This is a genomic window from Pseudomonas sp. AKS31 (assembly GCF_023634765.1).
Taxonomy (GTDB): domain Bacteria; phylum Pseudomonadota; class Gammaproteobacteria; order Pseudomonadales; family Pseudomonadaceae; genus Aquipseudomonas.
In genome coordinates this window covers 108681-135360 of sequence record NZ_JAMLFX010000002.1, presented here as the reverse complement: position 1 = coordinate 135360, position 26680 = coordinate 108681, and the positions used below count along the sequence as shown (strand labels likewise).

Here is a 26680-nt window from a genome sequence, read left to right as displayed (position 1 = left end):
AGCCCACAATCGGCTCCCTTTCCCCCTCGCCCACTTGGGAGAGAGGGGACTGACCGAGTCGTTTTTTCGAGCTACGCCGACCTGATATCTCGAGTTGAACTCAGCTTTTGAAAGACACCGAGATCGGCTCCCTTCCCCCTCGCCCCCCTTGGGGGAGAGGGCTGGGGTGAGGGGGATGGATCTAACTGACACGCCGCAACATGCAGGCATCAGTAGCTCCGGTCAGGCTTCTTCGCGTGCCCGCCGCACCTGCACCAACAACGCCGGCGCAAAGTGCAGCAACACCATCCGGCTCAAATGATGAGTCAAGATAAACACCACATTCAGCCCGCCACCAAACGCGACAATCGCAATCGTCTCAATCGCCCCCGGCATATACGCCAGCCACAACGACAGCGGATCACTGCCCAACCAACGTGCCGCGACTTCAGCAAACACCGCCGCCACCACGATCATCAAACCGACCGAGACCAATGCCGTACGACCGTGACGCCCAAGCTCCGCAAAGCCAAGCCCCTGAAACCTTGAGCCGATCCGCACACCGAGAATCAGTGCCGCGAGATTCAAACTCCAGTCCGGCATGTGAAAACCGTGCAGCCATCCCGATTTGACGAACACGGCAGTGATGATGATCGCGGTGAGCATGAACGGCGCCGGTACGCCGATCACCAGCAGCAAGCGCCCGAGCAGCACGCTCAGCGCGATGACCGAAAACGCAGTCAGCGCCATGCCTGTCGTTAAAGGATCACCATCGGCAACCGCCACCGCAGCCGCCTGGCCGGGAATCAGGAAACTCACCAGTACCGTGATCAGCAGCAAGCGCATCAGATGCACGATGATGACCTTGCTTGACGCTTTCTCCGACTCGAGTAAATCGAACACCGCTGCCAATGCGCCGGGATAAACCGCCAACAGCGCATCAGTACGATTCCAGCCTGCACCGCGCGTCAGCCACCATCCGGCCAACGCGATCTGCACTGTCAGGCAAATCAGCAATACGCCGAGGCTAGGCAACATCGTCGAAGCCGTCTCGCTGTCCCACGCTTCGAACATCAGCCCGGTGGCGATGCCCAGCGTGACCTGGATGTAGCCCAGTCCATAAGGCGTTGCCGGCGCGATACCGGTTTTACTGGCGAACAATGCGGTGACGACAATCGACCCCAACAGCAGGCCGTGGGGAACGCCTTCGAACTGCAACAGCGCGCCGAAACCGGCCGCAATCAACAAACAGAGAATAGATTTCATAGTCGCCTTCCTGGCTATCTACCTGACACACCACAACCCCCATGTAGGAGCTGCCGAAGGCTGCGATCTTTTGACTTTGTTTTTGAAGATCAAGATCAAAAGATCGCAGCCTTCGGCAGCTCCTACAGGGGATGTATTCGTTCTCAGCCGCGCAGCCGTGCAATCGCCCGCCGATACTTTTCGATTCGTTCGAGATCTTCCCAACTCGGCGAGGCAATCCGCGACAGGTCGCTGTTCTCTTCCAGATCCGCCAATTTCACCACTCGACCGATCGGGTTCTGCGCGGCGCGGTCGACGAAGTCTTCATAGGGTTCGCCCGGCACTTTGGTCACCGATTCGATAGCGCTCAAAATTTCCTCGCTGAAGCCTTCCTTACGCAAATCATCGAGGCTGACACCGCAATCCTCAACCACATCGTGCAGCACGGCGACGATGCGTTCTTCCAGCGTGCTCATGCGCAACATGACTTTAAGCGGATGCAGAATGTACGGCGCACCGCCCTTGTCGACCTGCCCGGCGTGGGCCGTGGCGGCGATGGCGATAGCGCGTTCGAGGGTCTGGGTCATGGGAGTCTCCGTGGGTTAAACGCCGTAGCGGCCGCCGACGTGGATGTTGCGTTTGAGCCAGTTGCCGATTGCCCTCAGGCGTCCGATGGGCTTCGCTGGCCCGCAATGCTGCTGAAGAATCAGCGACACCAAAGTAGCCTGATCGGCTGTTGGATTGGCATCGATCAACTCGGCAACCCACGCGCAATCAGCCTTCTGCAGATGCTCACGCCACTCACCCGGCCAGCCATCCAGCTCATCCAGCGCCAACCACCGGGCACCGCCATGTTCCATATGCCCGCCAGCCATCGACTGCTCGAAACAGAAAGGCGTGTCTGGCTTTGAAGGGTCTATGTGAAACAGGTAGATGTCGTGGAATGGATGCTGCGAGGGGGACGCATTATTGCGGCTGCCGATTTCGATCATGGGCAATGTTCCAATCCTTGGGCGCTGAATGTTTCCGATTGTTTCGCAGTGTACGCCACGGGAGCAAATCAAAAACCCGATGGAACCTCCCTCCTCCACGCCGTCTCGAAACTTTAAAGCGCCAACATCATCGATCAGACACGGCGCCCCTGAAGAGGAAACCCCGATGAACATCCGCTTCCTGCTTCTGCTCGCCAGCTTCGCCGTCATCCCCACCTGCGTCATGGCCGAAGGCTGCGACGTGCAGACCCAATCCTCCAGCGCCTCGGTGCCGGCGGTGGAAACCCACAGTTGTTATGAATACGAAGGCATGCCGGTCAACTCCATCGACTGGTCGTGCAGCAATGAAAGCAAAGACATGCTCAACAGTACCAAAACAAAGGTCGAGCACTGCGCCGATCACTATCAGGCTACGTGTATCGCCACGATCACCCAGGAATCCCTGGCCAACCCGCATTCCACCAGCAAGGACAAGAATGCCAAGGCATTGAACATCCCCGACAACGCCCAAGTGACCACGTATTACTACGACGTGGAGCATTTGGCGCAGGCGCGGATTGATTGTGAGAATGGTGGCGGGCATTGGAAAACCAAGTAAACGACTGATATCCATGCTTGCGACAGACAAAGAAAAGCCCGGCTCAAAAAGACCGGGCTTTTAGTGCGCAACATCCATCAACCACCGCCGCTCCCGCCACTGCTGCTACCGGTTGATTGCCCAGCACCACTGGGTTTGGTGGCAGAAGGCACCGGTCCGTTATCCGTCTTCCCGCCATCTCCACCCTTGGGCAGCGAATCGGCATCCGGATCGGCATTGGTGGCTGGAGACGCTGGTTCACGAGTCTGGCTGTTGCCGTCGTTGGCTGTCGGAGTCGGCGTTTCGCCAGCCGCGATCGCGTACAGCGAACTGCCGGACAGCAACGCCGCGAGGGTTAACACCGCGATTTTATGGTTCAGCATGGTGGCTCTTCCTTTGCTCGGTGAGTTACAACATTGGAAGAAGCTGTGCGGCGAACGTGCGGCGTGTCGGACGAATGGCTACCGCCCGGTAGATTCGCCCAATTTCGATATCTGAAAACTTCGTAGGAAAACACCCCATGTGGCGAGAGAGCTTGCTCCCGCTGGGCTGCGAAGCTGCGCCAAAACCGGATAGTCCGTTTCCATCAGACATACCGCACGCCCCGGATTACGACGACTGCGTCGCCGAGCGCATCAATGCCGTCCTCAAATACCTCGGTTCATGCCTGCACTTGCCTGCTTGACCATACTGAACGCAACATCAACACCCTCACCAACATCCCCAGAATCATGATGCAGGGTGTGAGTGATGTATTTCGGGTGATTGAACAGCGGTGATTTCACTTATCAAACGGTAATTAATCCTCACTGAGAAAAAACTGCACAACTGCAGTTTTTTGTAAAAAAACGAACAACTTCATGACACGCTAACCACCCAAACTTATAAATAACCGTTATTCATTACAAGCCAAGTCTTTTACTCAAATGGCCAATCAAGCCTATCAAGTAACCACAAAGCAAACCTCCGGCTAAGCTGTTACTTTTTCTTCTTCATTTTATCGAACGCCTCATCAACGCGCATCTTTTCATCCTCGGAAGGTTCGAATGAAAAATAAGACCCATCATTCATGTAAGCCCTATAAAAAACGTCGTGCGCCAACAAAAGCTCTAAGCTTATTACGCTCGAAGCATACATTCGCAAATCACTGACCATCCCATCGACATCCATGTCTAAATTCCTGATTTTATGAAGAGTTGAACTAACTCTGCCAATACTCAGAATTTGAGGTTGGTAAAACTTATTCAACGCTGCAAAAATCTCCTCTTTCTCTTTTTCGTCCACAGCGTCAGCGTACATCTCTAATAGACAGGTCAAGCCACGAATCTGACTCTCATCAAGTTTATCGACTCGATGTGAAGCCAATGTTATATAATTCTCGCATTTTGCAAACGTATGCCGTCTAAAATCAGCTTCTCTATTTTCGGCATGAGATATTTCAGTAAAACGCTGCTGACGATACAAAAAACATAATGTCGCAACTGCGATAATCGGACTATATATACCACCTAAGGCACTGCCCATTTTCGACCATTCGTCATGCGACGCCCAAATCCCAAAACCAAACGTATACGCATATGCCAGAATAGGCGAAAAGATGACAATCAACACCAAGAAAATCAAAAAAAACCTAAGTTTGTACGATTTTTTTGCTTTACTGAAAAACATCAACAAACGCTCCTTCACCACAACCAAAGCCTCCTTTAACTTCCATCACACGCCCCGCACAAAAAATTCTCACCAGATACATTTTCCGCTTGAGCTACGAGCACGCTATGACCAAACAAATTACCGAAATAGGTCGACCAATAACCTCAGATTAATTTTTATATTTTATTCGCAACACCAAAGGGAACATGAACCATAGGGATATTGCCTGCGGGTGACTCCAAATGACTTCGCTGATCATCAAAAAACATATGTGGCCTTAATATCGACAACACCCTAGACTTATCCATACCCCCTAAAAAAAATGACTCATCAGCAGAAACACCCCATTCCTTTAGGGTAGTTACAACTCGCTCATGACTAGGAGCATTTCGCGCCGTCACAATTGATATTCTAAGAATTTTTTCATATTCAGAATCCTCTTTCATTCGCTTTTCTTCCAATTTTTGCATAAATGAAAGTTTTCTAAATAAATCCGCTAATGGTCCGGGTTGGTGAGGGATCGATTGATGTTCATACTCATGAGCTTGAAACTCACCCAAATCGTGATTTCTCTTAAAAACCGATTCGGCTTCGTCATCAGCGATAACACCGTCAAAGTCGAACGCAACTCGTAATTCCTTGTCCAGCTCGTCATCATAGACTTTGGACGGCAACACCACGCCCGCTGGATAGTTAGCATCAATAGCTTTTTGAACATCGCCTTCGTTTGCACTCAAAAATAACGAAGCGTTGAAAGCAGGAACATATTCATGAGGTGAACGTCCGGTCATGAAGGCAGCTCGACTGATATCCAAACCATAGTGCTTTATCGACCTGAACACCCTCATACCTGTTTCAGGAGAGTTTCTTGATAATAAAACCACTTCAACAGGGAGCTGCTTAGGAAAAGCTTTGTTGATACTGAGAAATCGACGTATAAAAGGAAAGGCCACTCCCTTTAACAGGGGAACATCAAGATTCTTTTCCTGATGAAGCCTATATTCCTCATCACCACTATCCAAATAAACACTATGAGACTCGGACAAATCAAATAGCGCACTCGACGCCACCCCAACCACCAATTTCCTTTCTATTGGATATGGCATTCAATACCTCACAAAAAATACACAACCCATCAACATTTCAAACAAACAATCATTTAAGCTGCGGCACTCCATCGATATTCGATAACCACCTATTCACAGCCTTTCTTTGTACTTCAGTAATTCGCCCACTGTTTATCAAGCCTTCCCTCACGCTTCTTAAAAAATCAATCTTGTCACTAGGCAGCTTATTGATTCCGACATCAATCCAAAAGAGATAATTATAGCAACGCTGGAGGCTGGCAAGCTTTAAGCTATCCGGCGACTTCGCCTCAATATTATTTATATGCAGAACCTCGGACTCAGTGAGCGACCTGGATTTCGAGACATTATAATACCCTCTCAATACAGAATATGATGTCTTCATGACATCTTTTAGTTTCTCCTCTCGAAGAGTCAGATATTCAATCGCTAGTCGAACGGGATCTAAACTCTGCCTTCCCCCTTTACCGCCCCCTGAGTTTGTATCACGTATATTATCTGAGAGTGTAAACCTTGTAAGGTCTGGAACACCTGAAAGAGTAAAGCCTTTTCCCAATTTCTTTTTAGCACAGGTCGGACCTGCATACGCAATGGAGCCTGTACTTTCATCTTCAAGCACAAATGCCTTTAAAGATGTAAGATAATTCTCGCAAAAATCACATTTTCGCGTCGTTTCCGTAAGGTCTTTCCGCAAAGCTTTATAGCCCATCCCAATCCCTGCCATTTATAACTCAAACAAACACAAAGCTCATCAAGCTAGTGAGCAACTAAACATATATCCACCATTAAGACGTCCATGCTACATATCGCCCATAACCTTCCGAAGCGCCTCATAAGCTACTCGCCAATCTCCAACACGCATAGAGTAATGGCACAACAGCATCACGCGCAACACTCTCAAGGGGTTTTACTACCAACCCTAACGACGGGTAAAAAAAAACCGCATCTCTGCGGTTTTTTTTATATCTAAAAAACTTTTTCTCTCAAAAATTCGCCGGCGTATTCGCACTAATAATCTCAGCCTCATCCGCCCCGATATTCCGAAACTTATGCGGCAGCGTAGTCGGAAAATAATACCCATCCCCCGCATTCAACACACTCACCGACCCATCCACGGTCAACTCCACCGTGCCACGCGTCACCAGCCCACACTCCTCGCCTTCCGCATGCACAATCGGCTCTTCCCCCGAACTCGCGCCCGGTGCGTATTGCTCACGCAGCAGACGCATCTGACGACTCGGCACCGAGGCGCCGATCAGCAGCAGGCGCAGGCCGTGGCGGCCGAGGTCGGGTTGTTCGTTGGCGCGGAAGACGTATTGGTGTTCGCGCGGGGGTTGGTCGAAGGTGAAGAAGTCGGCCAGGGACATCGGTATGCCTTCGAGCAGCTTTTTCAGGGAGCTGACGGAGGGGCTGACGCGATTCTGTTCGATCAGGGAAATGGTGGCATTGGTCACGCCGCTACGCCGGGCCAGCTCGCGCTGGGAGAGTTTGTAGCTTTCGCGTACTAGTTTGAGTCGAGAACCCGTATCCATGACAGCCTTATGTGAGTAGTACTTAAGGGTAATGGGGGTGGGTGGCGGGTGCCGCGCGAGGGGCGCGGATCACGTTGCTCCCGTGTCCCGGAACCGTGAAAGGCGGCTATTAAATCACGTTTGCCGGTGTTGCTCAGCAGGTTCGATGGACGGTGGGTGAAATGAACCTGCCGGTGGTAATTCTGGGCTGAATACAAAACCTGTGGGAGCTGGCTTGCCAGCGATTGGGTGGCATATTCAACATCCCTTTTGCTGAAAGACCGCCATCGCTGGCAAGCCAGCTCCCACAGGTTTTGTGGTGTGTCAGCGGGAGTGATGGTGTCTTTTCTAACCTCATCGCGAGCAGACTCACTCCTACAATTTGATCTTTAGTGTTTCAGTCGGATTGATGTTGTGTTTGCTGGCCTCATCGCTGGCAAGCCAGCTCCCACATTTGGATATCAGGGAGTGTTGCGATAAGAAAAACCGGCGGGGTCTTGGGGCCGCCGCCGGGGAGGTAACCTAGATGCCGAAGCGGTCGCGCAGCGAGTAGTAGACGGCGCCGAGGGCGGTCAGTGGGGCCGAGAACGTGCGGCCGCCGAGCATTGGCATGTGCGGCAGCGATGCGAAGGCGTCGAAGCGTTCGGCGTCGCCACGGATCATTTCCGAAATCAGTTTGCCGGCCAGGTGCGAGCAGGTGACGCCGTGGCCGCTGTAGCCTTGCATGTAGTAGGCGTTCTTTTCGATGCGGCCGAATTGCGGCATGCGTGACATGGTCAGCAGGAAATTGCCGGTCCAGCGGTAGTCGATTTTCACGTCTTTGAGCTGCGGGAAGGTCTTGAGAATCTTCGGGCGGATCAGTTGTTCGATGTCGTCCGGTTCACGCGCGCCGTAGACCACGCCGCCGCCATAAAGCAGACGGTTGTCGGCGGTGAGGCGGTAGTAATCCAGCAGGTAATTGCAGTCTTCGACGCAGTAGTTGTTTGTGATCAGGCTGCGCGCCTGCTTTTCAGTCAACGGTTCGGTGACGACGATCTGCGAGCCGCACGGCATGCTTTTCGCGGTCACGCGGTTGTCGAGGCCTTGCGGCAGATAAGCGTTGCCGGCGATCAGCAGGTACTTGGCGCGCACCTGGCCTTTGGCGGTGCGCACGACGTTAGGCTCGCCGTATTTGATTTCCACGGCTGCCGATTGCTCGTAAATCTTGCCGCCCAGACGCGTGATCGCCGCTGCTTCTCCCAGCGCCAGATTCAGCGGATGCACGTGGCCGCCCTGCATGTCGAGCAGGCCGCCAACGTAAGCATCGGAGCCGACTTCGCGACGAATGTCGGCCGCGTCGAGCATCTTCAGATTGCGGTTGCCGTAACGTTCCCAACTGCGCTTCTGCTCAGCCAGACCGTTGAGTTGTTTCTTGTTCATCGCTGCGAAGATGCCGCCCGGGCGGTAGTCGCATTGGATGTCGTATTCCTTGATGCGCGAACGGATGATGTCGGCGCCTTCGAAGATCATGCTGCCGAGGATTTCTGCGGTCTTGTCGCCGTAGCGCTCTTCGATCACGTCGACGTCGCGGCTATAGGAGTTGACCAGTTGACCGCCGTTGCGACCGCTGGCGCCGTAGCCGACTTTCGCTGCTTCGAGCACCGCCACTTTGTAGCCGGCTTCGGTGAGGAACAGTGCCGAGGACAGGCCGGTGTAGCCGGCGCCGATGATGCAAACGTCGCACTCGACCGACTCTTCGAGGGTCGGGAAGTCGATGACTTCGTTGCGGGTGGCGGCGTAGTAGCTGTTTACGTGTTGCTGTTTCATACGTTTCTCCGAGGGCCGCCAATAAAAGGCGACCACCGCTGTAATAGAGTCAGAGCTTGATCCAGGTCGCTTTCAGCTCGGTGTACTTGTCGAACGCGTGCAGCGATTTATCGCGGCCGTTGCCCGACTGTTTGAAGCCACCGAACGGTGCGGTCATGTCGCCGCCGTCGTACTGGTTGACCCAGACGCTGCCGGCACGCAGGCCACGGGCGAAGGTGTGCGCCTTGCTGAGGTTGCTGGTCCACACGCCGGCGGCGAGGCCGAAGATGCTGTCGTTGGCGATCTGCAGCGCTTCTTCAGCGGTGTCGAAGGTGATCAGCGACAGCACCGGGCCGAAGATTTCTTCCCTGGCGATGGTCATTGCGTTGGTCACACCGTCGAAGATCGCCGGTTGCACATAGAGGCCGCCGGTTTCTTCGAGGGTGCGTTGGCCGCCGGCAATCAGCTCGGCACCCTGCTCGCGACCGATGCTGATGTAGCGCAGCACGTTATCGAGTTGACGCTGATCGACCACGGCGCCGACGGTGGTTGCCGGATCGAGTGCATGACCCGGTTTCCACGCTTGCAGCGCTTCCACCAACAGCGGAATGAATTGCTCGCGAATCGAACGCTCGACCAGCAGACGCGAACCCGCGGTGCAGACTTCGCCCTGGTTGAAAGCAATCGCGCCGGCTGCTGCTTGTGCTGCCGCGCGCAAGTCCGGTGCGTCGGCAAACACCACGTTCGGGCTCTTGCCACCGGCTTCGAGCCAGACGCGTTTCATGTTGCTTTGCCCGGCATAAATCATCAGTTGCTTGGCGATCGCCGTGGAGCCGGTGAAGGCCAGCACATCGACGTCCATGTGCAACGCCAGCGCCTTGCCGACGGTGTGGCCGAAGCCTGGCAGGACGTTGAACACGCCTTTCGGAATGCCGGCATCCAGCGCGAGTTGCGCAATACGGATTGCAGTCAGTGGCGACTTTTCCGAAGGCTTGAGGATGAACGAGTTGCCCGCTGCCAGCGCCGGGCCGAATTTCCAGCTGGCCATGATCAGCGGGAAGTTCCACGGCACGATCGCGGCAACCACACCGGATGGCTCGCGCGTCACGAGGCCGAGTTGATCGTGCGGGGTGGCGGCGACTTCGTCGTAGATCTTGTCGATGGCTTCGGCGCTCCAGCGGATCGCGTTGGCGGTCGCCGGGATGTCGATGCTCATCGAATCGCTGATCGGTTTACCCATGTCGAGGGTTTCCAGCAGCGCCAGTTCTTCCTGGTTCTGGAGGATCAGATCGGCGAAGCGAATCAGGATGCGCTTGCGCTCGGCCGGGGCTTTTTTCGCCCAGATGCCGGATTCGAAAGACTGGCGCGCGACTTCAACGGCGAGGTTGGCGTCGGCTTCATCGGTGCTGGCCACGGAGGCGAGGAAACGGCCGTCGACGGGGCTCAGGCATTCGAAGGTGTCGCCACTGATGGCCGGGCGGTATTCACCGTTGATGAACGCGCGGGCTTCGATGGTCAGGGACTGGAAGCGTTGTTCCCAGTCGTTGCGGGTCGTTGTCATTGTTGTGGCTCGACAAGGGGGGATTGGGGGTGTCGGGGTGCTGGGTCTGGCTTGAGATGGCTGCCCTCACCCTAGCCCTCTCCCGGGGGTAGAGGGGACCGATTCGGGGATGCTCAGAATCTCCGCCGACCTGAAAAATCTTTGCCGAATCCATAATCGACTGGATCGTTCAGGTCGCCGGATATATCGATACAACCCGGTCAGTCCCCTCTCCCTCCGGGAGAGGGTTAGGGTGAGGGGCTCTTCAGCTTTTGAGGGCCTCAGCCAATCAAACCGTATGCAGATACCAGTTGTACTCAAGGTCAGAGATCGAGTTCTCGAACTCGGCCAGCTCGCTTTCCTTGCACGCGACAAACACGTCGATGTACATCGGGTCGATGTAGCGGGCCATGACTTCGCTGTCGTCCAGTTCGCGCAGTGCATCGCGCAGGTTGTTCGGCAGGCTCTGTTCGTTCTGCTCGTAGCTGTTGCCTTCCACCGGGGCACCCGGTTCGATCTGATTGGTCAGACCGTGGTGAATACCGGCCAAAACGGAAGCCATCAGCAAGTACGGGTTGGCATCGGCACCGGCGACGCGGTGCTCGATGCGCACGGCGTCCGGCGAGCCGGTCGGTACGCGCACCGCAACAGTGCGGTTGTCGATGCCCCAGCTCGGCGAGTTCGGTACGTAGAACTGTGCGCCGAAGCGGCGGTACGAGTTGACGTTCGGGCAGAGGAACGCCATTTGCGCGGGCAGGGTCTCCAGCACACCGCCGATCGCATGTCGCAGTGCGGCGTTCTGCTCGGGATCCTCGCTGGCGAAGATGTTGTTGCCTTCTTTGTCCAGGATCGAAATGTGCACGTGCAGACCGTTGCCGGCCTGGCCCGGATACGGCTTGGCCATGAAGGTGGTGTCCATCTCGTGGTCGTAGGCGATGTTCTTCACCAGACGCTTGAGCAGGACGGCGTAGTCGCACGCCTTGATCGGGTCGGACACGTGATGCAGGTTGACTTCGAACTGCGCCGGGGCGCTTTCCTTGACGATCGCGTCAGCCGGAATGCCCTGCTCTTTCGCGCCTTCGAGGATGTCTTGCAGGCAATCGACGTATTCGTCGAGGTCGTCGATCAGGTACACCTGAGTCGATACCGGACGCTTGCCGGACACCGGCGAACGTGGCGACTGCGGACGACCGTTCACGTTGTCCTGGTCGATCAGATAGAACTCGAGTTCAAACGCCGCGCAGATCGTCAGACCCATCTCATCAAATTTGCGTACGACGTTGGCCAGCACTTCACGCGGGTCGGCGAAGAACGGCTCACCTTCGATCTCGTGCATGGTCATTAGAAGTTGTGCGGTGGGGCGCTTCTGCCACGGCTCGATGCTCAGGGTGCCGGGGATCGGGTAGCAGATGCGGTCAGCGTCGCCGATGTCCAGACCCAGGCCGGTGCTTTCCACCGTGGAGCCATTGATGTCGAGCGCGAAAAGCGAGGCCGGCAGGTTGATGCCTTTCTCGTAAACCTTATGAAGACTGGTGCGTTCGATGCGCTTGCCGCGCACCACACCGTTCATATCCGCAATCAGAAGGTCGACGTACAAAACCTCAGGATATTTCTTAAGGAATGCGTTTGCTTCGTTGAGTTGAACGGTACGCAGAGGGACCGACATGATGCACCTATTTAGCTGTTAATTATTATGTTCACTGCTGTTTCGCCGAGCCAGTCAACCCGAACGGCAAAGTGAAGTCAATAGCGAACAGATGACCGCTCAGGCTTTATTTTTCGGGCTTTTTTTAACACTCACGTACCAACACAGGCGCCAGACGCACGCAAACCATGAAGATTTGATGAACGGCGTTTAGAATTTTTTACATGGCAGTTGTTAATTAAAATCAACGAGGCTAAGCTCCGGAAAAGCTCGTTCAAGTGTCAAACTTCGAGGTGAATAAAAATGGCATTCAAGCCATTGATCGGCGTTACTGCGTGCGTCAAACAGATTGGCCTGCACCCCTATCACATCAGCGGCGACAAGTACGTACGTGCTGTCAGCGTTGGCGCCAACGGGCTGCCAGTGGTCATTCCTTCCCTTGGCAACCTGACTGAAATCGAAGACCTGCTCGGTCAACTCGACGGTCTGCTGCTGACCGGCTCGCCCTCGAACGTGGAGCCTTTCCACTATCAAGGCCCGGCCAGCGCCCCCGGCACGGATCACGATCCGGCGCGGGATGCCACCACCCTTCCTTTATTGCGTGCAGCCATCGCGGCGGGCGTTCCGGTGCTCGGCATTTGCCGTGGCTTCCAGGAGATGAACGTAGCGTTCGGCGGCAGCCTGCATCAGAAGGTGCATGAGCTGCCGGGCATGCTCGATCACCGCGAAGCCGACAGCCCGGACGTGGCCGTGCAATACGCACCGGCTCATGCCGTGACCGTACTCGCTGGCGGCGTGTTCGAAGCGCTGGGATTGCCCGGCGAGTTCCAGGTCAACTCGATTCACAGCCAGGGCATCGATCGCCTCGCCCCCGGCCTGCGTGCCGAAGCGGTGGCGCCGGACGGCTTGATCGAGGCGGTCTCGGTCGAACACAGTCCGACCTTCGCCCTCGGCGTGCAATGGCACCCGGAATGGCAAGTGCTGGACAACCCGAACTACCTGAAGATTTTCCAGGCGTTCGGCGAGGCTTGTCGGCAGCGGGCGGCGCGACGTAACCAGCGCTGATTCAAGCAAAGAACACGTAACGATTTACTGCCCCCTCGAACGGCGGGTGTGCCTGCGCGCATCCGTCATTCGTGAACAACAACACCCGTGATAACAACAAGTACGACCCAGGCAGCCAGGACGGCGGCGCCGAACAAGCCGGATCGGTAAGTGCAATACCTGTCAGAACAATGCAAAACCCTGTGGGAGCTGGCTTGCCAGCGATGAGGCCGTCACCTTCAACATTAATGGTGAGTGACCCACCGCCATCGCTGGCAAGCCAGCTCCCACAGGGTATTGCGGCGATTCGACCGGGGCAGCGCTTACAGGCTTGCAATCCACTTAAGCCAGGCCACATTGGCCAGGCGAACGAAACCTGTTGGGAGTTTCACATGGCAAACGCCTCCAGCACTTACCGGAAGGCACTTGAAGGTCATCAGCAACCGAAAAAGGTTCTGGTGAAAGTCGACCGTGTCACCAAGAAGTTCGACGAAACCGTGGCAGTGGACGACGTGTCCCTGGAGATCCATCAGGGCGAAATCTTCGCCCTGCTCGGTGGCTCCGGTTCGGGCAAATCGACCCTGCTGCGCATGCTCGCCGGTTTCGAGCGCCCGACCGAAGGGCGGATTTTGCTCGACGGCGTGGACATCACCGACATGCCGCCGTATGAGCGGCCGATCAACATGATGTTCCAGTCCTACGCGCTGTTCCCACACATGACCGTTGCGCAGAACATCGCCTTCGGCCTCAAGCAGGACCGTTTGCCGGCCAGTGAAATCGATGCCCGTGTCGATGAAATGCTGCGCCTGGTGCACATGACCCAATACGCCAAACGTCGCCCGCACCAGTTGTCCGGCGGCCAGCGTCAGCGCGTCGCCCTCGCCCGCTCGCTGGCCAAGCGTCCGAAGCTGTTGCTGCTCGATGAACCGATGGGCGCGCTGGATAAAAAGCTGCGTTCGCAGATGCAACTGGAGCTGGTACAGATCATCGAACGCGTCGGCGTGACCTGCGTGATGGTGACCCACGACCAGGAAGAGGCCATGACCATGGCCGAGCGCATCGCGATCATGCACCTCGGTTGGATCGCGCAAATCGGCAGCCCGGTCGACATCTATGAAGCACCGGTCAGCCGCATGGTCTGCGAGTTCATCGGTAACGTGAACGCCTTCGACGGCACCGTGGTGGAAGACCTTGAAGGTCACGCGATCATCCACAGCCCGGACTTGCAGCAGAAGATCTACGTCGGTCACGGCGTCAGCACTTCGGTACAGGACAAGTCGGTCACCTACGCGATCCGTCCGGAAAAAATGCTCGTCAGCACCACTCAACCGGAGTTCCGCTACAACTGGTCCGAAGGCAAGGTGCATGACATTGCCTACCTCGGCGGCCACTCGGTGTTCTACGTCGAATTGCCCGGCGGCAAAATCGTCCAGTCGTTCATGGCCAACGCCGAACGCCGTGGCGCGCGCCCGACCTGGGACGACAAAGTCTACGTGTGGTGGGAAGACGACAGCGGCGTGGTACTGCGCTCATGAAAACCTTCAATCAGCAATTCCTGCGCCTGGTGCCCAGCGGGCGAAAACTGGTGATCGGCATCCCGTTCATCTGGCTGTTCCTGTTCTTCATGTTGCCGTTCTTTCTGGTGATGAAGATCAGTTTCTCGGAAGCCGCGCTGTCGATCCCGCCGTACTCGGAGATCTACACCTACGCCGAACAGAAATTCCAGCTGCTGCTGAACATCGGCAACTACACCCTGCTCGGCGAAGACGAGCTGTATCTGTCAGCGTACCTCGGTTCGCTGAAGGTTGCGGCGCTGAGCACGCTGATGTGCCTGGTGATCGGTTTTCCGATGGCCTACGCGATCACCAAGACCGGCAAGGAAACGCAAAATGTCCTGCTGCTGTTGATCATGATGCCAACCTGGACCGCGATCCTGATCCGCGTGTATGCGTGGATGGGCATCCTCAGCAACAACGGTCTGCTCAACGCGTTTCTGATGTGGACGGGGCTGACCGATCACCCGATCGAGATCCTCAACACCAACACCGCCGTGTATATCGGTGTGGTCTACGCCTACCTGCCGTTCATGGTGCTGCCGCTGTACGCCAACCTCGTCAAGCACGACGGCAGCTTGCTGGAAGCCGCGCAGGATCTGGGATCGAGCAACTTCAACAACTTCTGGAAAATCACCGTGCCGCTGGCCAAGAACGGCATCATCGCCGGCTGCATGCTGGTGTTCATTCCGGTAGTTGGCGAGTTCGTGATACCAGAACTGCTGGGTGGCCCGGAGACGCTGATGATCGGTCGCGTGCTGTGGCAAGAGTTCTTCAATAACCGCGACTGGCCGGTGGCATCTGCGCTGGCGGTGGTGATGCTGTTGATCCTGATTGTGCCGATTCTGCTGTTCAACCGCAGCCAGGCCAAAGAGATGGAGGCACGGGGATGAAACGCTTCGGTTTTTCCAAGTTCATGCTGATCTTCGGCCTGATGTTCATTTATCTGCCGATGCTGATTCTGGTGATCTACTCGTTCAACGCTTCGAAACTGGTGACGGTGTGGGGCGGCTGGTCGGTGAAGTGGTACGTCGGCCTGCTCGACAACACGCAACTGATGGGCTCGGTGGTGCGCTCGCTGGAAATCGCCTGCTACACCGCGATTGCCGCTGTCGCGTTGGGCACCCTCGCCGCTTTTGTGCTGACTCGTGTCACACGCTTCAAGGGTCGCACCCTGTTCGGTGGTCTGGTCACCGCGCCGCTGGTGATGCCTGAAGTGATCACCGGTCTGTCGCTGTTGCTGCTGTTCGTGGCCATGGCGCAACTGATCGGCTGGCCGCAGGAACGTGGCATCGTCACGATCTGGATCGCCCACACCACGTTTTGTGCCGCTTATGTCGCGGTGGTAGTCTCCGCGCGCTTGCGTGAACTGGATCTGTCGATCGAAGAAGCGGCGATGGATCTCGGCGCGAAGCCGTTCAAGGTGTTTTTCCTGATCACCATTCCGATGATCGCGCCGTCGCTGGCGGCAGGCGGGATGATGTCGTTTGCCTTGTCGCTGGATGACCTGGTGTTGGCCAGCTTCGTGTCCGGCCCAGGGTCCACCACCCTGCCAATGGAAGTGTTCTCGGCAGTGCGTCTGGGCGTGAAGCCTGAGATCAACGCCGTGGCCAGCCTGATTCTGCTGGCGGTTTCGTTGGTGACGTTCCTGGTCTGGTACTTCGGCCGCAAGGCAGAGGCCAACCGCAAAAAAGCGATTCAGGAAGCGATGGATCAAACGGCGAACGAGTCGTGGCAGCAACCGCAACAAACCGCCACCGCTTGACCTGTAGGAGCTGCGGCACGCTGCGATCTTCTGATCTTGATGTGAAAGATCAAAAGATCGCAGCCTCGTTTCACTCGACAGCTCCTACAAACATGTAGTCAGCCCCTCGGTCAGTCCCCTCTCCCTCTGGGAGAGGGTCTGGGTGAGGGGGCTTTAGGTAATGTGAATAAAAAGAATGGAGTTGTACCGATGAAAATGTTTGGCAGGACTCTGCTGACACTGTCCTTAATGGGCGCAATGGTCATGGGCGCCCAGGCCAACGACAAGGTGCTGCGTGTTTACAACTGGTCCGATTACATCGCGCCGGACACCGTCAAGAAGTTCGAAGACGAGACCGGCATCCGCGTGACCTACGACGTCTTCGACAGCAACGAAACCCTTGAGGCACGCTTGCTGGCGGGCAAATCCGGCTACGACCTGGTCGTGCCGTCGAACAGTTTTCTGGCGAAGCAGATCAAGGCCGGCGTCTATCAGACGCTGGACAAATCGAAGCTGCCGAACTGGAAGAATCTCAACCCGGTGCTGCTGAAAAACGCCGCCGCCAGTGATCCGGACAACGCCCACGCGTTCCCGTACATGTGGGGCTCGATCGGCATCGGCTTCAACCCGGCCAAGGTCAAGGAAGTGCTCGGCGCCAACGCCCCGACCAACTCCTGGGACTTGCTGTTCAAGCCGGAAAACGCCGAAAAACTGAAAGCCTGCGGCATCAGTTTCCTCGACTCGCCAACCGAAATGATCCCGGCTGCCCTGCACTACCTGGGCTACCCGGTGAACGACAAGGACACCGCGCACATCAAGGAAGCCGAGGCGCTGTTCATGAAGATCCGCCCGAACGTGGCGTACTTCCACTCCTCGAAATACATCTCTGACTTGGCCAACGGCAACATCTGCGTGGCGGTCGGTTACTCCGGCGACGTGCTGCAGGCCAAGGCCCGCGCAGTGGAATCGGGCAACAACGTAGTGATCGACTACAGCATTCCCAAGGAAGGCGCCGGCAGCTTCTACGACATGGTCGCCATCCCGCGCGATGCCGCCAATGTCGAGAACGCTTACCTGTTCATGGACTTCCTGATGCGTCCGGACATCATCGCCGAGATCACCAACAGCAATGGCTACAGCAATGCCAACGCGGCGGCCACGCCGCTGGTGGATGAAGCGATCCGCAACGACCCGGGTTCGTACCCGTCGCAAGCGGTGATGGCAACGTTGTATGCGGTGCCGGATCAGCCGATTGCCACCCAGCGGATCATGACCCGTGGCTGGACCCGGGTGAAACTCGGTAAGTAACTGATACGCCCGATGATCGTTCCCACGCTCCGCGTGGGAATGCAGCCCCGGACGCTCTGCGTCCCAAAGCGTGACGCGGAGCGTCACGAGAGGCATTCCCACGCAGAGCGTGGGAACGATCAGTGTAAAAAATTTCCCGTTCACGCAGCGCCTTACCACCGCTGCACCCTGCAATGAACGGCCTCACCTGGCTTCCTCGGTTCAGGTGAATTTCAGGCGCCCTCGGGCGCCTTTTTTTGTGCCTCAGATCAGCGGCCAGTCTTGCAAAACCCGATAACGGCCCTTGTGCGATTCGAACAAGGCAAAGCGCTCGGCCCGCAGGAAAAATTCCGGCGGTGTGGCGGATTCCGGCTCGGGCGCACGGTAGTCTCGGGCCAGGGTCAGATGCGGACGAAACTCGCGGGTTGTCTCATCGAAGCCGAACGGCAACATTGCCTGTTCCAGCGCGTAGACCAGCCGAAGCAACCCCGACGGTGCCTGCTCGGGTGCGAGCGACAACCCCCCCGCGCGATGCAAGACCTGCAGGCGATCCAGTGCAATCTTCAGCGGTTCACCCGGTGTGCGCACGTTGCCAGCGGCTTCGCAGACCTCATTGATTTGCGCCAAAGGCACCGCCCCGAGAAACAACAGCGTCAGATGAAAATTGTCCGCTGGCACCGGTTTACCGGTTCGTAAACCCAGCCCGGCGCGCCATTGCGCAATGGCCTTGCGCTGCGCCGGTGGACAATCGAGGGCGAAAAACAGTCGCTTAGCTTCTTCGGTCACGGCCCTGCTCCCCTGTTCATCGTGATCCGCCGGATTGTACACAGCCTGATCTGACGACTCGTGACAGGAAGCTATAGTTCAAGGATTGCCATCAACCGGAGGCCGCCATGCGCGAGATCCTCAGCAAAGAACCGTGGTGGGCCCGGCCACCGAATCCCGGGCAGGATGAAAGCGAGCTGGAATGGGGCTGGCTGGTGCATTACAGCGAGGGCGAGCCGCGCTTCGAATTCGTCCGTGAACGCCCGACTGACGAGCAGATCCGCACCCGCAAAAGTTGCCGCATCACCCCCTCAACCGAGTGAACACAGTACCTGTAGGCCTTCGCCTGCTCACGATAGCGGCAGGTCTGCCAATGAGGTGTTGAATGTGCAGACGCCATCGCTGGCAAGCCAGCTCCCACAGGGTCGTGCGGTACGCCCACCATTGCTGGCTTCACACAAAACCTGTGGGAGCTGGCTTGCCAGCGATAGCGGTAGGTCAGGCAATGATGATTTTGAATGTACGGGCGCCATCGCGAGTAGACGAAAGCCTACAAGAGATTTTGCGTTGGCCTCAGGATTCAAGGATGTTCTTGAAACCGCCAAAAATCATGCGTTGGCCATCGAACCCCATCGGGTTGACGTCCGGTTGCATACGCGGGTCTTCCATCATTTTGCCCATACCGGCGTCGCGAGTGGCCTTGTCGGGCCAGATCAGCCAGCCGGCCGATACCGTCTCACCCTCCTTGAGTTTGACCGCCATCGGGAATGAGGTAACTTTGCCCTCCGGCACGTCATCGCCCCAGCATTGAACGACGTCTTTTGCACCGTATTCCCTGAACAGTTTTGCGGCGATCTCACAGTGTTTTTTGTACTGTTCGCGATTGGCGCTCGGCACAGGTGCGACAAAAATATCGATGTAAGCCATGATCACTCTCCTTGCACGTTGGGTTCGATCTGCTGACTGGTCGATTGCGGCGGCTGCCATTCGACACGATTCACGCCCAAGCCGACCGACGGCTCATCGCCCCCACCCAGATTGCGCTCGACCTGCCCGGCGATGTGCAGCGTGCCGGCCATAACGCCAGTGGTAGGGTTCTGCAGCAGTTTCAGCCAGGCCTTGTCGAAGGTGCCGCCCAGACTGCTGCGGATCAACGCTTCGCTGTCGGGCCGGTCATTGGCCTGAATGATCGCGCGGATGCCGGCGACACCGACCGAGATCAGCCCACCAGCCAGTTTCCCTGCCGCGGCAGCAACAGCACTGGCGGCACCGCGCGGGGCCATTTCCGCTTCCATCCGCTGACTGGCGCGTTTGGCCACCGGAGCCATGCCGGCATCGGTCGAGGCAATGCCCTTGGCGCCGCCGTCAGTGTGGATCTTGTCGATCAACGCGGCGTACGCCGGCAGCGTATTCAGCGGCTCCGTGCTGATCACTTGATACAACGAAGCATCCCGCGCTGGCGGCGGGCCCAGTGCGATGGCGGGGACTTTCTGCAACCGCCCGTTGAGCTGACCAACGGGCACGCCATGGCGCTGGGCGATGAGCGGCATCTGCTGCGCCATCAACTGCGCATAGAACGCCGTGGCCTGCCCGAGAATGGCGTCCGGATCGATCTCCACCGCGACCGGCGCCAACACCCTTTCCTGATATTGCTCAAGCAGATACGCCGCCAGGCGCTTGGCCGACGCGTCCTGCTCACCGCCGGCATTGATCGTGTACCAACTGACCTTCATCGATAGCCATTCCTGGGTCCAGTAGCTGCTGAACCATGGAATGAAATTTTCTTCAGTTTGCTGATAGACCCGAGTGCGCCAATGTTCCATCGAGCCACGGGCAAAGACTTTGACTTGCTCGGTGGCTTGCTGCGAAGCGCTGACGATTTCCCGGTCGATCTGCTGCCAGGTCTGCGGCGAGACAAACACCGCCTGCGGCGCTGCCACCGGCGCCCGCGCCGAGGTGGCGCAGCCGGCCAGCAACAACAGTGCGGCGACGAGCAGCGCACGCGGGTTCACGGTGGCGGTTTCCTTGAGATGAGTGGGAGGCAGGTTTGAGTATAGGTGGGGCAATTGAGCCTGATGTTGGAAGTACCGGCCTCATCGCTGGCAAGCCAGCTCCCACAAGGATTTCCAGCGGCCGCAGATTTTGTGATCACCTCAGAACCTGTGGGAGCTGGCTTGCCAGCGATAAGGCCATCAGCAACACCCCAAAAACCCGAACCATCACTGCCATCGATATTCACCATCGCCACGATTGCCTTCCGCGCGCCGTCCGTGAAAGGCACGATTAAGCCATCCGAAACACAACGAGGAGTTCACAACATGATTCACACCCACGTCACACTCTCCGTGAGTTTCCCGGTGTTCGGCAGCAACTATTACGACCAGCACGCCGTGTCGCACAAGGCGCAGGCGCTGGTGTTCAACGAAGCTTTCGAAGATCTGCTGATGCCCGCCGCCACTAATCACTTCAGTAATGAAGTGGTCGGCATCAACGATCAGTTCCGTTTTCTGAGCGACATTCTCGCCACCCATTTGCTGGACATCGAGGCCTCCGTGCCTGCGCGATCCAGCGTCCGGGCGAGCGCTCGTTTTTAATTGCAACACGCACAAAAAAGCCCACTGGCCGTATCGGCGCAGTGGGCTTTTTCACATCAGGGTTGCGCTGTTCAGCGCTTCCAGCACTCGGCGTAACGCGAGCAGACGTTGTACTGCTTATCCATACTGGCCATGCGGTCGAGGTGGCGTATGACAGCTTCTCTCATGACTTCCTTGGACGATTGGAAGTAGTACGTGATCATGCCGGTTTCCATGTCGGACTGCACCGCATTGCCACGCTTGCCAGAAGTAACGTCGACGGCCGACCATTCTTTCAAGCGCTTGTCGTCGATACTGCGCAGACGCTTGCGGTACTCGTCGCTGGAACGGGTGATCGCCTCGTCGGCAATCGCGGAACCCTCAATGTTGAACGCGTCCAGATTCTGACGGTACAGCGCCCAATAATCGTCTGGCAGTTCAAAGCCCATTTTCGCCTTGCGCTCGCTGACCAGCGAATCGAGTTTTTCCGGCGTAAACGTCGTCGTGGCCCGCGTCTTCGCGTCGGACTTCAACACCACGAAAAGGCTGCCATTGACGATGCGGTCGATCATGACCGTCCGCTCCGGCGTATCCGGCAGCAGCACTGGCGGCTTGGGAAAGATCGGGTTGCGCCCGGCACAGGCCGCCAGCCCCTCGCGCTTCATCGGGATCGGCGTGCGCACGTCCTTGCCATCGATGCGCTGCACGCGCTGCATCAGCGTCGAACACTGACGGCCCTTGAGGTCGAAGGTCAGCTCATATTCGCTACCGCGCTGAGGCTTGAAGCTGAAACCGGACCCGCAGACGGCGTAACCGACCTGGGTGTTGACCTTCAGGTAAATGTCCTTTTCAGGCGGCAGCTTGATTTCCAGATAGCTCTTGGCTTTCTCCGGTGGCGCAACACTCATGCCGACCCGGCGTGTGCTATCGACGATGAACAGGTTGTTGAGCAAGCCCGTGGTCTGGCCATCGCAATGCTCTGCATCGTAGTAATCCACCGACGCATTATCGGTGCTGGCGACAAAGCGCAGCTTGGCAGCATCAGGTTCAACCGCATCCTGATAAGTGCCCATCTGGGTGCAGCCTGACAAAAGCAGAGCTGACAGAGCGGCACCGAAAACAACGGGGAAACGACGCAACCGAGAAGCAACAGACATGATCATCCTTGGGGGAAGGGGCAAAAAAACGGCGATGCTACTGAATTGCCATCATTGCGTCCATCTCCTCATGTCTGCGCGACTGTTCTGCTGATCGATCGCGCAGAACTCGGTCAATCATCATCCCGATCACGGTAGTAGCGACGCCCATCGCGGCGGTCATCGCGATCATCCCAGCGCCGATCGTGGTCGTAATAGCGGCCATGATCGCGGTCGTAATGCCGGCCATGGCGGTGGTCATCATCAAAATCCGCGACACAGCCGCCGAGTAATACGGCGGCGGTCACGGTCAGCAGCATCGTTGTTGCGCGCTTCATTCAACACTTCCCTAAAACCAAGGTCTTGACGACGGAATCGGCCACGCTGCCCGCCCCTTCAGGACGCGGTGCGCGCAGCCGCAAATACGACCGAGCAAAACGTCGTTGATTCAGTGGCCACTATCGACCGTTTGTCGCCCCGCCCGCGCAGCCCGAGCGGCGGCGAAATGCCCCCTATACTCCTTGCAACCTAGCCCGACGCAATGGATCTGCGCCCTCAATAACAACAAGCAGAGGTGAACCATGGTCTGGCAGCAAATCTATGACCCGTTCGGCAATCCGGTGATCTCCACGCTCATGGCCGCCGTACCGGTGGTGGTGATGCTTGCGGCGCTGGCGTTCTTCCACGTCAAGGCGCACTTGGCGGCGCTGCTGGCGCTGGCGTCCGCCCTGCTGATCTCGATTTTTGCCTTTGGCATGCCGGCGAGCATGGCCGGTTCCGCCGCGCTGTTCGGCGCAGCGAATGGCTTGCTGCCGATCGGCTGGATCGTCCTCAACATCATCTTTCTGCATCGCCTGACCACCGAAAACGGCTCGTTCAAAGTGCTGCAGGATTCCCTTGCGCGGATCACCGATGACCGCCGCTTGCAGTTGCTGCTGATCGCCTTTTGCTTTGGTGCGTTTTTCGAAGGTGCGGCAGGGTTCGGCACGCCGGTAGCGGTAACCGGAGCGATCCTGATCGGGCTGGGGTTTTCGCCGTTGGCCGCGTCCGGTCTGGCGCTGATCGCCAACACCGCGCCGGTAGCGTTCGGCGCACTGGGCACGCCGATCATCACCCTGGCCAAAGTCACCGGGCTGGATGAGATGGAGCTGTCGATGATGGTCGGTCGGCAACTGCCATTCTTCTCGGTACTGGTGCCGTTCTGGCTGATCTGGGCCTTCGCCGGGTGGCGCAAGATGCTGGAGATCTGGCCGGCGATTCTGGTGGCCGGGGTGAGTTTTGCCGTGCCGCAGTTTCTGGTGTCGAACTATCATGGGCCGATGCTGGTGGACGTGATCGCCGCGCTGATTTCCATGGCCTGCCTGACGCTGTTCCTGAAGGTGTGGAAACCGGCAACCATTCACACCTCGGCAGCGCTTTCGGGGCGGGTCGACAACTCCAAAGTCGAGGAAGAAACAGTCACCGCCAGCGCCGCATTCAGCGATCAGGCACGGCCCGCGGTGATGCGTGCGTGGATGCCATGGATCATCCTCACCGTGTTCGTGTTTGCCTGGGGTACTCAGGGCTTCAAGAATATGTTCGACACCCGGCCCGCCATTGATCCGGTAACCCACTCGGCCAAGCTCGACCCGCAGGGCAAGCCGCTGCGCGAAGCCAACCCGGTCTTCGCCCCGGCCGTGACTTTTACCACTTTGCACCTGCAAATCGAAAAAGTGCCGCCGGTGGTCGCGGCACCGAAAGCGGAAGAAGCGGTGTACAAATTCACTTGGCTGACCGCCACCGGCAGCGGGATTTTGCTGGCGGCGATCGTCGGTGGTTTGCTGATGGGCTATTCGATTCCGCAACTGATCAAGCACTACCTGCGCACGTTATGGGTGGTGCGGTTTTCGCTGATCACCATTGCGGCGATGCTGGCGCTGGGGTTTCTCACGCGCTACTCCGGACTCGACGCGACCATGGGCCTGGCGTTTGCCGCAACAGGGATTTTCTACCCGATGTTTGGCACGTTGCTCGGTTGGCTGGGTGTTGCGCTGACCGGTTCCGATACCGCGTCGAACGTGCTGTTTGGCGGCTTGCAGCGGGTCACGTCGGAACAGCTCGGGATCAGTCCGGTACTGATGGCGGCGGCGAACAGTTCCGGCGGGGTGATGGGCAAAATGGTCGATGCACAATCGATCGTGGTCGCCTCCACCGCGACCCGCTGGTACGGGCATGAGGGCGAGATTTTGCGCTACGTGTTCTTCCACTCGATCGTGCTGGCGATCCTGGTCGGTGGGCTGGTGACGTTGCAGGCGTATGTGGCGCCGTTTACCTCGATGGTGGTCGGCGGGCATTGAGGCAGGATGATCTGGCCCCATCGCTGGCAAGCCAGCTCCCACAGGGACTCATGCTGTAAACGCGATTTCATTCACACAATGGGAACCTGTGGGAGCTGGCTTGCCAGCGATGGGGCCCTGTCATTCAACACTCATGTTGACCGACTAGGCGCCATCGCGAGCAGGCTCACGCCTGCAGGGGTTCCGTGTCGCATAAAAGATTAATGAGCCACACGCATAACTCTATAGCGCAAATCCGACAAAACCTTTTCCTCTCTCCGGCAGTCATTCCTTAACGAGACCGGCGATGACGCTGGCTGCCCGTTTGGGCCATCCACGCCCCTGCTGCCCTGATGAAGAGAGAAAAGGAATCGAACCATGACGATTTCCCGACGCGGATTTCTGATCCTCGGCGCCGTGACCGCCACCGCCTTCGCGATGCCGCCGTTTATCAGCCTCAAGGCCTACGCGGCCAATCTGGAGCAACCGGCCATGAGCAAAGTGACGATCAACGTCAACGGCAAGCCGCGTGCGCTTGACGTCGACACCCGCACCACCCTGCTCGATGCCTTGCGCGAGCACCTGCACCTGACCGGCAGTAAAAAAGGTTGCGACCACGGCCAGTGCGGCGCCTGCACGGTGATCGCCGATGGCCGCCGGATCAACGCTTGCCTGACCTTGGCGGTGATGCACGAAGGCAGCGAGATCACCACCATCGAAGGCCTCGGCATGCCCGACAATCTGCACCCGATGCAGGCCGCGTTCATCAAGCATGACGGCTATCAGTGCGGCTATTGCACACCGGGGCAGATTTGCTCGGCGGTGTCAGTGATCAAGGAAATCCGCGACGGCATCCCCAGCCACGTCAGTGAGAGCCTAACCGAGCCGCCGCAGTTGATCGCCAGAGAGTTTCAGGAGCGCATGAGCGGCAATATCTGCCGCTGCGGCGCCTACTCGAACATCATCGAAGCCATCAGCGAAGTTGCGGAGGTACCGGCATGAGACCGTTCAATTACAGCCGCGCCGACTCCCCCGCCGCTGCCGCTGCGCAGGCCGCACAGGTCGAAGGCGCACGCTTCATTGCAGGTGGCACCAACCTGCTGGACTTGATGAAACTCGACATCGAAACTCCGCTGCACCTGATCGATGTCAATCACCTCGGCCTGGATCAGATCGAAGCCACGCCCGAGGGCGGTTTGCGCATCGGCGCCTTGGTGCGCAACACCGATCTGGCGGCCGATGCGCGCGTCCGCAAGGACTACGCTCTGCTCTCCCGCGCCCTGCTCGCCGGGGCGTCCGGGCAGTTGCGCAACATGGCGACCACTGCCGGCAACCTGCTGCAACGCACGCGCTGCCCGTACTTCTACGACACCCACCAGGCCTGCAACAAACGCAATCCCGGCAGCGGCTGCGCGGCCATCGGTGGCGTCACCCGGCAACTGGGCGTCATCGGTGTCAGCGACAGCTGCATCGCCACGCACCCGAGTGACATGGCGATTGCCATGCGTGCCCTCGATGCGCAGATTGAAACGGTGAAACCCGACGGCAGCACCCGCAGCATCGCCATGGCCGACTTTCACCAGTTGCCCGGCACCACGCCAAACATCGAAACCAGCCTCACGCCCGGCGAGTTCATTACCTCAGTGACACTGCCCGCGCCCGTCGGCGGCACCCACGTTTATCACAAGGTGCGTGATCGCTCGTCCTACGCATTTGCCTTGGTCTCGGTCGGTCTGATCCTGCAAAAGGACGGCAGCGGTCGCGTTGCCGTTGGCGGCATCGCGCCGAAGCCGTGGCGGATTGAAGCCGCCGAAGCGCTGCTGCCAAAAGGTGCCAAAGCCGTCAGCGAACGCCTGCTGGACGGTGCCACGCCGACCCAAGACAACCAGTTCAAACTGACCCTGGTCGAGCGCACGCTTGGCTCGGTGTTGGCGCAAGCGAGGGAAATCGCATGAAATTCGACACGCCCGCCACCACCAATCCGATCGACCAGTTGAAGGTCGTCGGCCAACCCACCGAACGCATCGAAGGGCCGTTGAAAACCAGCGGCCAGGCCACGTATGCCTACGAGCAACATGAAGCGGCCGCCAATCAGGCTTACGGTTTCATGGTCGATGCGGCCATCGCCAAGGGGCGGATCAAAGCCATTCATCTGGACGAGGCGAAAGCCGCGCCGGGCGTGCTGGCGATTGTTACCGCCGAAAACGCCGGCAAGCTCGACAAGGGTCAGTACAACGCCGCTCACCTGCTCGCC

At 57.7% G+C, this 26680-nt stretch carries 27 protein-coding genes and 2 pseudogenes; 13 read left to right on the top strand and 16 right to left on the bottom strand.

The annotated features are described in order from the left end of the window. Positions 1 to 222: 222 nt before the first annotated feature. The 3 genes from M9827_RS06745 to M9827_RS06735 all read right to left on the bottom strand — a co-directional run bounded on the left by M9827_RS06745 (position 223) and on the right by M9827_RS06735 (position 2216). The gene (locus M9827_RS06745; protein WP_250604465.1) at positions 223 to 1245 is read right to left on the bottom strand and encodes an AbrB family transcriptional regulator; all 1023 of its coding nucleotides are present in this window, start codon (positions 1243 to 1245) and stop codon (positions 223 to 225) included. A 143-nt stretch (positions 1246 to 1388) separates the two neighbouring features. Beyond that, positions 1389 to 1811 (bottom strand): HD domain-containing protein, encoded by a 423-nt coding sequence (locus tag M9827_RS06740; RefSeq protein WP_250604463.1) that lies wholly within the window; start codon positions 1809 to 1811, stop codon positions 1389 to 1391. 15 nt (positions 1812 to 1826) lie between these two features. Then, on the bottom strand, positions 1827 to 2216 hold the full coding sequence (locus M9827_RS06735) for a hypothetical protein (RefSeq protein WP_250604461.1): 390 nt from the start codon (positions 2214 to 2216) through the stop codon (positions 1827 to 1829). Between the two features lie 166 nt (positions 2217 to 2382). Between M9827_RS06735 and M9827_RS06730 the strand changes: the two genes are divergently transcribed. Next, positions 2383 to 2814 carry a hypothetical protein gene (locus tag M9827_RS06730; RefSeq protein WP_250604459.1) on the top strand — a complete coding sequence of 144 codons (432 nt, stop codon included), beginning with the start codon at positions 2383 to 2385 and terminating at the stop codon, positions 2812 to 2814. A gap of 77 nt (positions 2815 to 2891) precedes the next feature. Here M9827_RS06730 and M9827_RS06725 read toward each other — a convergent pair whose 3' ends face one another. Next, positions 2892 to 3176 (bottom strand): hypothetical protein, encoded by a 285-nt coding sequence (locus M9827_RS06725; RefSeq protein WP_250604457.1) that lies wholly within the window; start codon positions 3174 to 3176, stop codon positions 2892 to 2894. Between the two features lie 137 nt (positions 3177 to 3313). Between M9827_RS06725 and M9827_RS27945 the strand changes: the two are divergent. Beyond that, positions 3314 to 3572 (top strand): annotated as a pseudogene (locus M9827_RS27945) (fructose-bisphosphate aldolase). Positions 3573 to 3771: 199 nt separating this feature from the next. Here M9827_RS27945 and M9827_RS06715 read toward each other — a convergent pair. From M9827_RS06715 to M9827_RS06685, 7 genes are all read right to left on the bottom strand, one after another. Continuing rightward, complete coding sequence (locus tag M9827_RS06715; protein WP_250604455.1) at positions 3772 to 4461, bottom strand: hypothetical protein; 690 nt, start codon at positions 4459 to 4461, stop codon at positions 3772 to 3774. 158 nt (positions 4462 to 4619) lie between these two features. Further along, positions 4620 to 5549, bottom strand: coding sequence for a 5'-nucleotidase (locus tag M9827_RS06710; RefSeq protein WP_250604453.1), 930 nt, complete (start codon positions 5547 to 5549; stop codon positions 4620 to 4622). 49 nt (positions 5550 to 5598) lie between these two features. Next, positions 5599 to 6237: a hypothetical protein gene (locus M9827_RS06705; RefSeq protein ID WP_250604451.1), complete on the bottom strand. Its 639-nt coding sequence runs from the start codon at positions 6235 to 6237 to the stop codon at positions 5599 to 5601. 274 nt (positions 6238 to 6511) lie between these two features. Further along, positions 6512 to 7060 (bottom strand): cupin domain-containing protein, encoded by a 549-nt coding sequence (locus M9827_RS06700; RefSeq protein WP_007950154.1) that lies wholly within the window; start codon positions 7058 to 7060, stop codon positions 6512 to 6514. A 501-nt stretch (positions 7061 to 7561) separates the two neighbouring features. Further along, entirely contained in the window at positions 7562 to 8845 is a 1284-nt protein-coding gene (locus M9827_RS06695) for an NAD(P)/FAD-dependent oxidoreductase (protein ID WP_250604449.1), read from the bottom strand. A 49-nt stretch (positions 8846 to 8894) separates the two neighbouring features. Beyond that, positions 8895 to 10385 carry an aldehyde dehydrogenase gene (locus M9827_RS06690; RefSeq protein WP_250604447.1) on the bottom strand — a complete coding sequence of 497 codons (1491 nt, stop codon included), beginning with the start codon at positions 10383 to 10385 and terminating at the stop codon, positions 8895 to 8897. 268 nt (positions 10386 to 10653) lie between these two features. After that, positions 10654 to 12030 (bottom strand): glutamine synthetase family protein, encoded by a 1377-nt coding sequence (locus M9827_RS06685; RefSeq protein WP_250604445.1) that lies wholly within the window; start codon positions 12028 to 12030, stop codon positions 10654 to 10656. A gap of 282 nt (positions 12031 to 12312) precedes the next feature. Between M9827_RS06685 and M9827_RS06680 the strand changes: the two genes are divergently transcribed. From M9827_RS06680 to M9827_RS06660, 5 genes are all read left to right on the top strand, one after another. Continuing rightward, positions 12313 to 13074: a gamma-glutamyl-gamma-aminobutyrate hydrolase family protein gene (locus M9827_RS06680; RefSeq protein ID WP_250604443.1), complete on the top strand. Its 762-nt coding sequence runs from the start codon at positions 12313 to 12315 to the stop codon at positions 13072 to 13074. A 371-nt stretch (positions 13075 to 13445) separates the two neighbouring features. Next, a complete protein-coding gene (locus M9827_RS06675) occupies positions 13446 to 14588 on the top strand; it encodes an ABC transporter ATP-binding protein (protein WP_007919249.1) in 1143 nt (380 codons plus the stop codon). Continuing rightward, positions 14585 to 15499: an ABC transporter permease subunit gene (locus M9827_RS06670; RefSeq protein ID WP_250604441.1), complete on the top strand. Its 915-nt coding sequence runs from the start codon at positions 14585 to 14587 to the stop codon at positions 15497 to 15499. The genes M9827_RS06675 and M9827_RS06670 overlap by 4 nt, the downstream gene beginning before the upstream one ends. Then, complete coding sequence (locus M9827_RS06665) at positions 15496 to 16371, top strand: ABC transporter permease subunit (RefSeq protein ID WP_250604439.1); 876 nt, start codon at positions 15496 to 15498, stop codon at positions 16369 to 16371. Before M9827_RS06670 ends, M9827_RS06665 begins: the two co-directional genes overlap by 4 nt. A gap of 189 nt (positions 16372 to 16560) precedes the next feature. Further along, on the top strand, positions 16561 to 17658 hold the full coding sequence (locus M9827_RS06660; protein ID WP_034155530.1) for a polyamine ABC transporter substrate-binding protein: 1098 nt from the start codon (positions 16561 to 16563) through the stop codon (positions 17656 to 17658). 243 nt (positions 17659 to 17901) lie between these two features. On the opposite strand, the gene thpR is transcribed toward M9827_RS06660, so the two are convergent. After that, positions 17902 to 18423, bottom strand: coding sequence for an RNA 2',3'-cyclic phosphodiesterase (gene thpR, locus M9827_RS06655; RefSeq protein WP_250604437.1), 522 nt, complete (start codon positions 18421 to 18423; stop codon positions 17902 to 17904). Between the two features lie 107 nt (positions 18424 to 18530). Between thpR and M9827_RS06650 the strand changes: the two genes are divergently transcribed. Continuing rightward, positions 18531 to 18725, top strand: a complete 195-nt coding sequence (locus tag M9827_RS06650) for a hypothetical protein (RefSeq protein ID WP_250604435.1) — start codon at positions 18531 to 18533, stop codon at positions 18723 to 18725. Between the two features lie 250 nt (positions 18726 to 18975). Here M9827_RS06650 and M9827_RS06645 read toward each other — a convergent pair whose 3' ends face one another. Further along, complete coding sequence (locus M9827_RS06645; RefSeq protein ID WP_250604433.1) at positions 18976 to 19329, bottom strand: DUF1428 domain-containing protein; 354 nt, start codon at positions 19327 to 19329, stop codon at positions 18976 to 18978. Positions 19330 to 19331: 2 nt separating this feature from the next. Continuing rightward, on the bottom strand, positions 19332 to 20414 hold the full coding sequence (locus tag M9827_RS06640) for a hypothetical protein (RefSeq protein ID WP_250604431.1): 1083 nt from the start codon (positions 20412 to 20414) through the stop codon (positions 19332 to 19334). A gap of 306 nt (positions 20415 to 20720) precedes the next feature. Between M9827_RS06640 and M9827_RS06635 the strand changes: the two genes are divergently transcribed. Continuing rightward, on the top strand, positions 20721 to 20996 hold the full coding sequence (locus tag M9827_RS06635) for a hypothetical protein (protein ID WP_250604429.1): 276 nt from the start codon (positions 20721 to 20723) through the stop codon (positions 20994 to 20996). Positions 20997 to 21067: 71 nt separating this feature from the next. Here M9827_RS06635 and M9827_RS06630 read toward each other — a convergent pair whose 3' ends face one another. Both M9827_RS06630 and M9827_RS06625 read right to left on the bottom strand, forming a co-directional pair. Beyond that, positions 21068 to 22048 carry a hypothetical protein gene (locus M9827_RS06630; RefSeq protein WP_250604427.1) on the bottom strand — a complete coding sequence of 327 codons (981 nt, stop codon included), beginning with the start codon at positions 22046 to 22048 and terminating at the stop codon, positions 21068 to 21070. Between the two features lie 197 nt (positions 22049 to 22245). After that, on the bottom strand, positions 22246 to 22449 hold the full coding sequence (locus tag M9827_RS06625) for a hypothetical protein (RefSeq protein WP_250604424.1): 204 nt from the start codon (positions 22447 to 22449) through the stop codon (positions 22246 to 22248). Between the two features lie 243 nt (positions 22450 to 22692). Here M9827_RS06625 and M9827_RS06620 point away from each other — a divergent pair, with 243 nt between their 5' ends. The 4 genes and pseudogenes from M9827_RS06620 to M9827_RS06605 all read left to right on the top strand — a co-directional run. Further along, on the top strand, positions 22693 to 24447 hold the full coding sequence (locus M9827_RS06620) for an L-lactate permease (protein ID WP_250604422.1): 1755 nt from the start codon (positions 22693 to 22695) through the stop codon (positions 24445 to 24447). A gap of 357 nt (positions 24448 to 24804) precedes the next feature. Continuing rightward, positions 24805 to 25428: an aldehyde dehydrogenase iron-sulfur subunit PaoA gene (gene paoA / locus M9827_RS06615; RefSeq protein ID WP_250604420.1), complete on the top strand. Its 624-nt coding sequence runs from the start codon at positions 24805 to 24807 to the stop codon at positions 25426 to 25428. Then, positions 25425 to 26381, top strand: a complete 957-nt coding sequence (locus M9827_RS06610; protein WP_250604418.1) for an FAD binding domain-containing protein — start codon at positions 25425 to 25427, stop codon at positions 26379 to 26381. Before paoA ends, M9827_RS06610 begins: the two co-directional genes overlap by 4 nt. After that, a pseudogene (locus M9827_RS06605) lies at positions 26378 to 26680 on the top strand (xanthine dehydrogenase family protein molybdopterin-binding subunit); the annotation flags it as partial. The gene M9827_RS06610 and the pseudogene M9827_RS06605, both read left to right, overlap by 4 nt.